Genomic DNA, 12,149 nt, shown 5'->3' with positions numbered 1-12,149 from the left:
TGTCCGCTAGCATCAATTTGGCGCCGCCGCAATCGACCCGTTCGCTGGCCCTACCGATTGACGATCTGTTCAGTCCTGAATGATTCCGCCGTGCCGCATCGCGCTCTACATGAGGTGGAAACGCGAAAGGATATTCCATGGGATTGCTGGTCGACGGCAAATGGCAAGACCGCTGGTATGACACCAAGGACAGCGGTGGCAAGTTCGTGCGGCCGCAATCGCAGTGGCGCGATTGGGTCACGCGAGACGGCGCACCGGCGCAAGGCCGCGGCCGAGGCTTCAAGGCGGAGCCCGGCCGCTATCACCTTTATGTTTCGCTCGCTTGTCCCTGGGCGCACCGGACGCTGATCTTTCGAGCGTTGAAGAGGCTCGAAGGCATCATCTCCGTCTCGATCGTGCATCATTTCCTGGGTGCCAATGGCTGGACGTTTGTCGCCGAGGACGGCGCCACCGGCGACACGCTCCATGGCCTCGACTTCCTGCACCAGATCTACACCAGGGCGGACTCCTCCTATTCAGGACGGGTGACGGTGCCGGTGCTTTGGGACAAAAAGGGACAGACCATCGTCTCCAACGAATCCTCCGAAATCATCCGGATGCTCAACTCGGCCTTCGATCAGTGGGGCGATGCCGGCCTCGATTTGTATCCCCAGGCACTGCGCGGCGAGATCGACGCGATCAACGCGCTGGTCTATCCCTCCGTCAACAACGGCGTCTACCGCGCCGGCTTCGCCACCACGCAGGCGGCCTATGAAGAAGCCTTCGGCGAGCTGTTTTCGACGCTCGATGGGCTGGAGGATCGCCTGTCCAGGCAACGCTATCTCGTGGGTGACCGCATCACCGAGGCCGACTGGCGGCTGTTCACCACGCTGGTGCGCTTCGACCCGGTCTATGTCGGCCATTTCAAATGCAACCTGCGCCGCATCGCCGATTATCCGAACCTGTCGAACTATCTGCGCGACCTCTATCAGGTGCCCGGTGTGGCGGGGACGGTGAACCTGCATCACATCAAGGCGCATTATTACCGCAGCCACGAAACGATCAATCCGACGCGGATCGTGCCGGTGGGACCGGAACTCGACTATGGTGCGCCGCATGACCGGGCGAAGTTCGCGAGGGCGGCGGCCTGATCTACCAATAGGGCGATGCCGGCACGCTGCCGAAAACCTCGGCAATCCGCCGCAGCGTTGCCGGCGTCGTCCCCTGCGGCAAGCGGTCGAGAGGAAAGAAGCCGGCCTCGGCGATTTCATGGTCGGGCAGCTTCGGCGCGGTCTGGCTAAAACTTTCGACGAGATAGAAGCCGACATGGTCGCGCCGGCTGGCGCGGCGATTGAAATGCATCGATTTGAGAACCGGCGCGTCCGCGAGATGGATGTTGCCCTCTTCGGCCAGTTCGCGCGCCAGCGCCTCGGCCATGGTCTCGCCAACCTCGACGCCACCGCCGGGAAGCTGCCAGCCGGGCACATAGGTGTGGCGGATGAGGAAGACGGAATTGGACGCGGCATCGTGGATCAGGCCGCGCACGCCCAGCGTCATCGGCCGCCGCAGCACGAAATAGAGATGGAACAGCCGGGCCCTCAAGCCCGCCCAGCCGGTCTGGCGGAACGCGGCTTCGTCATCGGTCGACATCAGGAGCGAAACCGTGGGTGGAAAGGCGCGTGCGCGTCGCCTATGAAAGAGGAATGTTCAGGCTCGCGCATATTTCCGATGTCCATCTGGGGCCGCTTCCCGATGTATCCTATCGCGATCTCGCGTCCAAGCGCGTGCTCGGCTATGTGAACTGGCAGCGCAACCGACGCCGCCACATGCACGATGCCGTCATCGACGCCATCACCGCCGACATCAAGGCGCAAAACCCGGACCATCTCGCCGTCACCGGCGACCTCGTCAACCTGGCGCTCGACGGCGAGATCGAGATGGCAAAACACTGGCTCGAGACGCTGGGGTCGCCGCATGACGTTTCGGTCGTGCCGGGAAACCATGATGCCTATGTGCCGGGCGCCTTCGACAAAGTCTGCCGCTCGTGGGCGGCGTGGATGAGCGGCGACGGCGTCAACAGCCCGGTCGACCGCAACGCCTTCCCCTATCTGCGCGTGCGCGGCGATGTCGCGCTGATCGGGGTCTCGACGGCGCGCGCCACGGCGCCCTTCATGGCCAATGGCTTCTTCATGGAAGGGCAGGCGGAAAGGCTAGGCAAGATCCTCGAGAGCACGGCCAGGCAAGGGCTGTTCCGGACGATCATGATCCATCATCCGCCGGTGCGCGGCGCGGTCTCCCAGCACAAGCGGCTGTTCGGAATCGCCCGCTTCCACAAGATCATCCGCCGCCATGGAGCCGAACTCGTGCTGCATGGCCATTCGCATCTGCCATCGCTGTTCCAGATCGGGCAGCGCGGTGCGAAGGTTCCGGTGGTCGGCGTCGCGGCCGCCGGCCAGGCGCCGGGCGGCAATCACCCGGCAGCGCAGTACAATCTCATCGACATCGACGGTGAAAAGGGAAACTGGCGCATCCGCCTGACGCGGCGCGGCCTGACCGGGCCGTCCATACCGCCTACCGATCTGCAGAGCCTGGAGCTCGGTGTGGAGGCCGGCGCGGCTACGGCCGCCAGTTGACAAGCATGGCCGCGATGCGGTCCCAGAGCAGCGCGGCCGATACGGCGAGGCCGACCAGTGCGCCGGCGGCGACCAGGCCAAGGCCGGACAGGAAGGCCGACCAGCCTTTGCCAGGCGTCGAGGCTCGCAGGGGCGGTTCGGCCTCCGCGACCTCGGCGCGCTTCATGCCGGCGACCGCAGGCTCGACACCGCCTTCCATCATCCTGCGGCGCTCGACGATGCGCTCCGCGACATAACGCGTCACGGAATCGGCGACCGGCTTCATCTCGGTCGATTCGGCAAGCACGACGCGGCCAATGCGGGTGTCCTTGAGGAAGCGGTAGGTGCGGCGGTCGCGTCCCATCGCGACATGGCTGACGGCGTCGATCCACAGGCGCGGCTGCAGGCCCGAAGAGACGACAAAGTCGAAATTGTCCATGTCGGCCGGAACATCGGCGAAGACGGGCGCGAGCTCCGCAGCCAGGAGGTCGAGGCGCATGCGGTGCGCCTCGCGCATGTCGACGACGACATCGTCGCGGTCGGCGAAGGCATTCTTCACGTCGCGGATGGCATCGGACAGTTTGCTTGACGGATCGATCTTCTCGCCTGCGTCCTTCATCGGCGTCTGCCTCGCGGGGTTGGTTAACACGCAGTTAACACAGCCGCCGGCAAAATGCACTGGCGAGATCAGGTGGCAAGGCGCCTGGGCGGTACCGCGCTGGAAGTATCAACCGGTCGCGGCGAGTTTCGCGGGCATGGGCCTGGGGCGGCGGTTCATGTTGCGCTGGATGATCGTGGCGACCAGATCGGGCGCCTCCTCGATCAGCATATGGCCAGCCCCCAGCACATGGTGCACATGAAATCGCGCGGGCAGATCATCCGTATGGGTAAAGGACAGCATCGGATCATCGCTTCCCCATACCACCATCACCGGCATGGTCAGCGTGTCCAATCGGTCGCGGGGGATGACGCCCTGCCGGTCGCCGCTGGTCATGGCGGCTGCGATGTCGACGAGTTTCTCCACCTGGCCTGGTCGCGCGCGCATGTCCCGAAGGGCCTCCACCGTGTGATCGAAGGGCCGCGTCAGCGGTCCCGACATCGCGACGAGGCACGAGCGGATGTCGGAGGCATCCCTTGCGGCGGCAAAGCGGCGCAACAGCGGACCGTTGATCTCGGGGCCGAAGCCGCCGGGCGCCAGGAGCGTCAGCGAGGCCACCTTCTCGGGCTCCGTCAAGGCCATCAGCGTCGCCACCGCGCCACCCATCGAGTGGCCCACAAGATGAACGCGTTTCACCGCCCGAGCGGCGAGATCGGCCAGAACGGCCCTTGCCGCAACCTTGGCCGGGCCGGCACCAGGGAAATCGAGCGACAGCCCGTGCCCGGGCAAATCATAGGCGAGTGTGCGCAACGCGGGCGACAGCGACGCGATCACATCATCCCAGATATCATGGCAGCCGCCAAAACCATGCAGCAGGGCGATGGTCTTCGAACCAGCACCGTGGTCGGCGGCATGAGGCGATGAAGTCATGAGACGGGGAGGCTTGTTGCGGGGCTGTGGGAAATCGCGGGACCAGACACCAAATGCGGCTGGATTGCGCCTCGTCCAGCACGATGGCCAGTAAAATTTTCGCGACGACTCCTGGTTGTCGACTATGCGATTTGCGCGTTCGCCCAGGAAAACCGGCAAAATCACCTCTATCGGGCTTCGCCACGTGCTTGCGGCGACCGGCAATTCGGTTGGTCCAACAGTTCTGCCCGTTGGACGTCAGCTCGCGTTGCCGAGGCCCGCGGCGCGCAGGGCGCCGACCAGCCGCTCGGTCAGATCGGGCGGGTACTTCCGGTCGATGAAGGTCGCGCGCGGGTTGGCGGCGAATTTTGGAAATTGGGCGGTCAGCTCATCGAGCAGCTTGCGCGCCATATTGTCCTGACCAGCGATCTTGGCGCCAATCAGCCGGGCGGCAAGATAGTGCGACTTCGTTGCGGTTGTTCTCAGAGAGGAACTGGCGATGGCGGCCTTGTTCGTGTCGCCAAGCATGAGTTCGCCGGCGAAAAGTCCGAAATCCCACCATGTCGGATGACTGCTGGAGACGTCCACCGCCTGGGCCAGGATCGGCGTCCCCTCGGCATACCGGCCGGCGAAAATCAGCGCGTAGCCGTAGGCGGCAGCCATGGTTATATCGTAGCGGTTAAGGTCGTGGGCCTTGCGCATCCAGCGCAGTGCTTCGTCGGCATTGCCAAGTCGCGAATAGATGTAGCCATAGGCGCGATGCGCGTTAGGGCTGGTTGGCCCCATCTGCACGGCGCGGTGGGCGAATGTCAGCGCCTTCTCGATCGTCGCATCCGGCGGATAGGCGTAGTGGTCGTTCACGGCCTCGAGCTGCAATGAAGCGAGCTCGGAATAAACCAGCGACGATTTGGCGCTGCTTTCAGCGAGGTTTTCGAGGCAGCGATAGGCGGCCTCGTGGGTCCTGGCGTTCTGGTCGAGATAGTATTTGCCGTTGAGCAGCAGGCACTGCGTCAGGCCTGTTTGGATGCCGCTCTGTTCGAGATAGGTGTAGATCGTGCCGGAATCGGGAAGAGCGGACGTCAAGATGCCACCTATACTGTCCTCGACGGCGGCCGGTGCGCTGTCGGCGGCGGTCAGGTTGCGCGACAACAGCACCCGTCCGGTCGCCACGCTCTGCAGTTCGACCATGATGTCGCCCGTGTCCGGGCCAGGCAGAACATCGAAGATGAAGCTCGTGGCATTGGTGGCTGGATCGGTTTTGCCGACCGTGTCGCGACCGATGAAGTCGATCGTATCGAAGCCGCTCAGGCCGGCGCGCAGCGATGCGGCGACACGGCTGGCATCCGTGCCACTGGCCTTGACGGCGATGTAGACGAGCGGCAAGGCCTCGCTGGCGGGGGACGGCGAGACGCCGGTCAGGCCGGCGGTCTCGAGCGTCGCCGCCAGGTCGCCGCCTGTCAGCAGCCCACCGCTGCCCTGACGCAGGATCAAAACGCCGAGCATGGCGATGACGAGGGCGATCGCCATCCAGAAGAATCTGAGGTGACGCGCCACCGACGGCACCGGCGCGACCACCGGTGCCAGAAGCGCGGCGGGTGCCTCGACATTCGCGGCGACGTCGGGTTGCGACGATGGTGCCGCCGCTGCTCCCGTCTGGCTGGCGAGCTTGGCCGTTTCCGGCAAGCGGATCGCATTGAGCTCGTAGGCCGGGACATAGCCGCCGCGCGGAATGGCGATGCGGACAGGCTCGGCGATGCCTTCATTGGCGAAATATTGCTGCAGCAGATCACGCAGCCGACCGGCCTGAACCCGCACCACGGCGTCGGTCGACGGATCGAAATCGCCGTCCTTGCCGAAGACGTCCATGGCGATGGAAAAGCCCTTGAGCCTGTCGGCTTCGCCAGCCTGCTCGCGTTCGACAAGATAACGGATCAACTTGCGCGCTCGTTCGGATCTCCCGAACGTTTCGCTGGCAAGCAGTCGCTCCAATGTTTCGCGCACTGCGGGGGCGGCAGGCGTGGCATGCTGCAAGTGTCGATCCTCTCGAACTCGGCACAGGTTAAGGCACGGATCATATAATGCCCGCACCGCCACACAAGTATACACCCATTATGCGATCGCGTACCTCACCGGATATTTTCCCGGTGGTTAATGGCGTGGCCAATCTCGGCACGGTCATCACTGCAAACATCATCGGCCAATCGGGCCAAGGTCTTGCACGAGCTTGAAAAAATGACGGCGCGAGAGGGCTCCTCCAAGTCCCTCGCGCCGCCGGCCGATGCTACCGCGCCTTGCGACCGACGATCCGATTGGCGGCTGACGTCACCGCTTCCAGCGAGGCGGCGACGATGTTGGTGTTGATGCCGGCGCCGAACAGCTTGCCGCCGGGATATTCCATCTCGACATAGGAGATGGCCGACGCGTTCGAGCCGCGCTGCATCGAATGCTCGGAATAATCGAGCACCGACATCTCGACGCCGACATGGCGCGACAGCGCATCGACGAAGCCGTCGATCGGGCCGGTCCCGCTGCCCGAAATCGTTACTTCCTTGCCATTGTCTAGAATGATCGCCTCGACCACCCGCCGGCCCTTGATCTCGGTATCCGGATAGGTGTGATGGTCGAGGAATTTCAGGCGCGCGCCGGGCTGGTCGATATAAGTTTCGAGGAAACGCTCGTAAATGCGCTGGGCCGGCACTTCCTTGCCTTCGGCATCGGTGATCGCCTGGATCGCCTGGCTGAACTCGATCTGCAGATTGCGCGGCAGATTGAGGCCATAATCGGCCTGCAGCACATAGGCGATGCCGCCCTTGCCCGACTGCGAGTTGATGCGGATGATGGCCTCGTAGCTGCGGCCGACATCGGCTGGATCGATCGGCAGATAGGGCACTTCCCACAGGCTTGTGTTGGCCTTTTTCAGCGCCTTCATGCCCTTGTTGATGGCGTCCTGGTGCGAGCCGGAAAAGGCCGTGTAGACGAGTTCGCCGACATAGGGGTGGCGCTCGGGGATCTTCAGCTGGTTCGAATATTCGTAGACGTCCTTCATCCGGTTGATATCGGAACAGTCGATGCCCGGATCGACGCCTTGCGTGTACATGTTGAGCGCCAAGGTGACGATGTCGACATTGCCGGTGCGCTCGCCATTGCCGAACAGCGTGCCTTCGACGCGGTCAGCGCCCGCCATCAGGCCGAGTTCGGTGGTGGCGATGCCGGTGCCGCGGTCATTGTGCGGATGCAGCGAGATGATCAGGTTCTCGCGGTTGTCGAGGTTGCGGCACATCCATTCGATGCGGTCTGCATAGATGTTGGGCGTCGACATCTCGACCGTCGAGGGCAGGTTGATGATCAGCTTGTTGTCAGGCGTCGGCCTGACGATGTCGGTGACGGCGTTGCAGATCTCCAACGCGACCTCGAGTTCCGTGCCGGTAAAACTCTCCGGCGAATATTCGAAACGGTAGCCGCCGCCCGCCTTGGCCGCCATGTCGGTGATCATCTTGGCGGCATCGGTGGCGATGCGCTTGATGCCGCCGACATCCTTCTCGAAGACGACGCGGCGCTGCAATTCGCTGGTCGAATTGTAGAAATGCACGATCGGGTTGGTGGCGCCCTTGAGCGCCTCGAAGGTGCGGCTGATCAGTTCGGGCCGGCACTGTACCAGCACCTGCAATGACACATCGGGCGGCACATTGCCTTCCTCGATGCACCAGCGGGCGAAGTCGAAGTCGGTCTGCGAGGCCGACGGGAAGCCGATCTCGATTTCCTTGAAGCCCATGTCGAGCAGCAGCGCGAACATGCGCGCCTTGCGCTCGTGACCCATCGGATCGATCAGCGCCTGGTTGCCGTCGCGCAGGTCGACCGAGCACCAGATCGGCGCCTTGTCGATCACCTTCGAGGGCCAGGTGCGGTCGGTGAGGCCGACGGTGGGATAGGGTTGATATTTACGGGCGGCGTCCGGCATGCCGCCGGCCTGCTTGCCCGTCGGGGCTTCGCTTGCGCGGATGTCTTCTCGTGCGTTCATCGTCGTGTCTCCCGGCGGCTGGCGGGTCCACCTTTCAGGCGGATGGGGTGCCAAGCGGCGCCTTTACCAGAATTTCGTTCGCTTGATGTGATTTGCCAAGGAGCATGCGCTTGCGCGGCGGTTCGACCGCCGGGCGCTCCTTCAGCGAACCCGGCGATCGCCGATAAGGCCGAGAAGAAGCAGGGTCGAGGCAAGCGCGCGCACGGTCTCGCCGGCAAAGCCGGTCTGACGGGAAGCGGGGGTGGCGCGGGTGTTCATGCCGGTTCTCTTACAGGAGCGGCTTGTGAGAGGCAAGCGCACCCGGCCCTTGTCGAGTATAATCCCTAATGCGAGCGCTCTTCCCCGCGCCCCACAAATGCGCCAGACTTGAACGCCGGCGGGGGCTGCGGTGCGCCGCCGCCGGGAGGGGGTGTCCATGAATTTCGTGTTCTTCTCGCCGCATTTTCCCGCCAACGGCGCTGATTTCTGCGACCGGCTGAAGAAAGCCGGCGCGACCGTGCTCGGCATTGGCGACGCGCCCTATGATGCGCTGGACGGCAAGCTGAAGGCAGCGCTTTCGGAATACTACCGCGTCGCCGACATGGAGGCTTATGAGCCTGTGTTCCGGGCGATGGGCCATTTCATCCACAAATGGGGCCGCATCGACCGCTTCGAATCGCTCAACGAGCATTGGCTGGAGCTGGAAGCCAACATTCGCACCGATTTCAACATCTACGGCACCAAGCTCGATTTCGTGAAGAATTTGAAGCGCAAGAGCCGCATGCGCGCCTTCTTCCGCAAGAGCGGCGTCGAGACCATCGCGCAGCGCAAATGCTCCGACCGCACTGGGGCCATGACCTTCATCCGCCGCGTCGGCTATCCCGTGGTGGTTAAACCGGATTCAGGCTCAGGCGCTTCGAATACGTTCAAGATCTCCAATGCCAAGGAGCTCGACCAGTTCTTCCGGGACAAGCCGGAGGACGTGACCTTCGTCATGGAGCAGTTCATCGAGGGTCTGGTGGTCACCTATGACGGGCTGGTCAACCGTGACGGCGAGGTGGTGCTGGCGGCCAGCCACCGCTACGACCAGAGTATCATGGAGGTGGTCAACAAGGACCGCCACATGAGTTACACCTGCTTTCCCCGGGTCAGGCCGGCAATCGAGGAGGCCGGCCGCAAAATCCTGAAGGCGTTCGACGTGCGCGAGCGCTTCTTCCATATCGAACTGTTCGAGACCAGGGACGATCGCGTCATCGCGCTGGAGGTCAACATGCGCCCGCCGGGCGCCTGGATGACCGACGCGATCAACTACACGTTCGACATCGACGTCTACGCGGCGTGGGCGGACATGGTGGTGAAGGACGCCGCGGGCGGCCCCTATGAGGGCAAGTATTTCACCGCCTATGCCAGCCGCAAGCGCCACCTCGACTATTTGCACAGCCATGCGGACGTGTTAGCGGCGCACCGCGACAAGATCGTCCACCATCAGGCCATCGAGAAGGTTTTCAGCCGCGCCATGGGTGATTACGCCTATCAGATGCGCTCGAAGGATCAGGCTGATCTGCGCGAGGCGGTTGCCTATATCCACGCGGAAAAGGCTTGAGCATGGACATTTCCTATCACAAGGCTTTCGCCCGCACTCTTGGCCGCGACATGGAGTACAAGCGCTACGGCCATGCCGGCCGGCCTGTCCTGGTGTTCCCGACATCGCAGGGGCGGTTCTACCAGTTCGAGGATTCCGGCGGGGTGGGCGCGCTCGCCGAATTCATCGACACCGGCCGCATCCAGCTGTTCACCGTCGACGGCATCGATTCGGAATCCTTCTTCGCCAAGCATGTCGACACCGCGCACCGGATCGCCCGCCACGAGGCCTATTTCCGCTATGTGCGCGAGGAGGCGCTACCGGAATTTCTGGAAACCGCGGCGCAAGCCAATGGCGGACGGCGGCTGAAGCCCTTGTTCTCGGGCTGTTCGATGGGTGGCTACCATTCCTCGAACTTCGTCTTCCGTTTTCCCGAACTGGCCAGCGGCGTCATCTCGCTGTCGGGTGTCTATTCGGCCCGCGATTTCTTCGGCAAGGCGCTCGACGGCGACATCTTCTACAACTCGCCGCTCGACTATCTGCCCGGGATCGTCGATCCGAAATTGCTGGCGCGGCTGAAGGCGCTGAGGCTGATCTTCTGCTGCGGGCAAGGCGCCTGGGAAGAGCGCATGCTGGTCGAGACGCGCCAGCTGGAACGGATCCTGCGCGACAAGTCCATTCCCGCCTGGGTCGACTATTGGGGCGGCGATGTCAGCCATGACTGGCCGTGGTGGCATAAGCAGCTGGTCTATTTCTTCGGCCGCTGGCTGGATGATGATCTGATGCATAGGCTGGATTGACGACCACACCAGAGCCCATTCGTCGCTTGCCTTGTCGTCATCAGCTGACATCAGCCGCACCTACCCTTCCTGGCAGGCCGGCAGCGGCGCGGTCTCGTGTTCGGGCGCGGATCCTCGACGCAGGCCGAGGAAGACGACAAGGGCGGTGACGATGGTGATTGCCGCCAGCACGATCAGCAGCCTGTCGAACGCCGTTTCGTAGGCCTGGACCAGAACCACGGCATTGGCCGTCGGCAGATGCCGTGCCGTTTCACCGACATTGCCGGTCACCAGCAGCTGCGCCGCGGCAGCCGCGTCGCCGGAAGACGCAACGCCTTGGGCGGCGAGCTGCGTGGCGGTGAAGCCCGACAGAACAGCCATGACAATCGCCAGCGCAACGCCCTCGCAAGCGACGCGCGTGGTGTTGAAGATGCCGACCGCCATGCCGGCGCGCTCCGTCGGCACGACGCTGACGGCCAGCCCATCCATCAATCCCCAGGGCAAGGCGATGCCGACGCCGATCAGGAGCAGCGGCGCGACCAGTGCGACGCCAATCGAGGGCGTCAGGCTCAGCCAGACCAAGCCGGCCGCGGCGACGAGCAGGCCGACGCCGCAAATGGTGGCCGGAGCGATCCAGCGCGCCAACTGCCCGGCGAGCAAGGGCAGGACCAGCAACGGCCCGGAGAGGCAGATCATCAATTGCCCGGCCTTGATCTCGCTCATCCCTTCGATGCCGATGAAGCGGATCGGCAAGAGCACGAGCAGCACGACGAAGCCATAGGCGGGCGCCGCGGCAAGAAACTGGACGCCGACGAAGCGCGGAAAGCGAAACAGGGTGAGATCGAGCATCGGCCGGCGCGCGCGCCGCTCGACGATGACGAACAGCACAAAGCAAAGGACGGCGACGCCGAGAAGCGTTACCACGAGAGGATCGGCCCAACCGCTCTGCGGCGCCTGCAACACGCCATAGGTCAGCGAGGCCAGCGCGATCGTGAAGGTGCCGGCGCCCGCCCAGTCGAGGCCCGTTGCATCCGGGTCACGCGATTCCGTGATAGTGCGCAGGCCGAGGATCGCCGAGGCAATCGCGAGTGCCACGACCAGAACAAAGATCGACCGCCAGCCGAACGTGGTGATGAGCAGGCCTGAAGCGATCGGGCCAAAGGCCAGGCCGATGCCGAAACTGGTGCCGAGAAAGGAGAAGGCGCGCAGCCGCGAAGATCCCTCGAATTCTTGGGCAAGTGCGGAGGCGCCACCGGCGAAGGCCAAGGCACTGCCCAGCCCTTGCGCGGCCCTGAACGTGTCGAACCAGGCGATGTCGGGCGCCAGCATCGCGCCGAGCGAAGCGAGGATGTAGAGGGCGAGACCGACGAGGAAGATCCTCTTGCGGCCATGATTGTCGGCCAGCGCTCCGGCCGCCATCAGGCTGGCGGCGAAGGTCAGCATGAAGGCGTTGGTCACCCAGTTGAGCGCGATCGGGCTGCCGCCGAGATCGGCGGCGATGCGGGAAAGCGCGACGGCCGGGCCGGTGAAGGTCAGGGGCATCGTCATGGCGGCAAGGCATACCGACAAGAGCACGAGCCATCTCCCGGCCCGGCCGGCTGTGATGTTCAAGGTCATGGATTTTCCTATCTGAGCAGTCTGTGCCGGCGTGCCGCGCAATCGCGACGCCGGGTCACGACAACCAAGATAGGTC

Annotated in this window: 10 protein-coding genes; 4 read left to right on the top strand and 6 right to left on the bottom strand. The window is 63.8% G+C overall.

All coding sequences use genetic code 11. The features are described 5' to 3' along the window. Positions 1–137 precede the first annotated feature (137 nt). The gene (locus LB569_RS17365; protein WP_224693337.1) at positions 138–1,130 is read left to right on the top strand and encodes a glutathione S-transferase family protein; all 993 of its coding nucleotides are present in this window, start codon (positions 138–140) and stop codon (positions 1,128–1,130) included. 1 nt (position 1,131) lies between these two features. Here LB569_RS17365 and LB569_RS17360 read toward each other — a convergent pair whose 3' ends face one another. Next, entirely contained in the window at positions 1,132–1,629 is a 498-nt protein-coding gene (locus LB569_RS17360) for an NUDIX domain-containing protein (RefSeq protein WP_224538886.1), read from the bottom strand. A gap of 53 nt (positions 1,630–1,682) precedes the next feature. On the opposite strand from LB569_RS17360, the gene LB569_RS17355 reads away from it, so the two are divergent. Beyond that, positions 1,683–2,612 carry a metallophosphoesterase family protein gene (locus tag LB569_RS17355; protein WP_140704686.1) on the top strand — a complete coding sequence of 310 codons (930 nt, stop codon included), beginning with the start codon at positions 1,683–1,685 and terminating at the stop codon, positions 2,610–2,612. Here LB569_RS17355 and LB569_RS17350 read toward each other — a convergent pair. The 4 genes from LB569_RS17350 to leuA all read right to left on the bottom strand — a co-directional run bounded on the left by LB569_RS17350 (position 2,596) and on the right by leuA (position 8,116). Next, the gene (locus tag LB569_RS17350; RefSeq protein ID WP_140704688.1) at positions 2,596–3,210 is read right to left on the bottom strand and encodes a hypothetical protein; all 615 of its coding nucleotides are present in this window, start codon (positions 3,208–3,210) and stop codon (positions 2,596–2,598) included. The two genes, LB569_RS17355 and LB569_RS17350, sit on opposite strands and share 17 nt — an antisense overlap. A gap of 108 nt (positions 3,211–3,318) precedes the next feature. Then, positions 3,319–4,119, bottom strand: a complete 801-nt coding sequence (locus LB569_RS17345) for an alpha/beta fold hydrolase (RefSeq protein ID WP_224693336.1) — start codon at positions 4,117–4,119, stop codon at positions 3,319–3,321. Positions 4,120–4,356: 237 nt separating this feature from the next. Next, positions 4,357–6,129, bottom strand: coding sequence for a tetratricopeptide repeat protein (locus LB569_RS17340; protein WP_224693335.1), 1,773 nt, complete (start codon positions 6,127–6,129; stop codon positions 4,357–4,359). A gap of 250 nt (positions 6,130–6,379) precedes the next feature. Continuing rightward, the gene (gene leuA / locus LB569_RS17335; protein WP_224693334.1) at positions 6,380–8,116 is read right to left on the bottom strand and encodes a 2-isopropylmalate synthase; all 1,737 of its coding nucleotides are present in this window, start codon (positions 8,114–8,116) and stop codon (positions 6,380–6,382) included. Between the two features lie 415 nt (positions 8,117–8,531). On the opposite strand from leuA, the gene LB569_RS17330 reads away from it, so the two are divergent. Both LB569_RS17330 and LB569_RS17325 read left to right on the top strand, forming a co-directional pair. Then, positions 8,532–9,698, top strand: coding sequence for an acetyl-CoA carboxylase biotin carboxylase subunit family protein (locus LB569_RS17330; RefSeq protein ID WP_224693333.1), 1,167 nt, complete (start codon positions 8,532–8,534; stop codon positions 9,696–9,698). A gap of 2 nt (positions 9,699–9,700) precedes the next feature. Further along, positions 9,701–10,477, top strand: coding sequence for an esterase family protein (locus LB569_RS17325; RefSeq protein ID WP_224693469.1), 777 nt, complete (start codon positions 9,701–9,703; stop codon positions 10,475–10,477). A gap of 60 nt (positions 10,478–10,537) precedes the next feature. Here the strand turns inward: LB569_RS17325 and LB569_RS17320 are convergent, their stop codons facing one another. Beyond that, complete coding sequence (locus LB569_RS17320; protein ID WP_224693332.1) at positions 10,538–12,073, bottom strand: MFS transporter; 1,536 nt, start codon at positions 12,071–12,073, stop codon at positions 10,538–10,540. Positions 12,074–12,149 lie beyond the last annotated feature (76 nt).

The organism is Mesorhizobium sp. BH1-1-4 (assembly GCF_020165665.1).
Classification (GTDB): domain Bacteria; phylum Pseudomonadota; class Alphaproteobacteria; order Rhizobiales; family Rhizobiaceae; genus Mesorhizobium.
The sequence above is the reverse complement of the archived record's forward strand: the minus strand, read 5'-3'. Positions and strand labels throughout refer to the sequence as shown.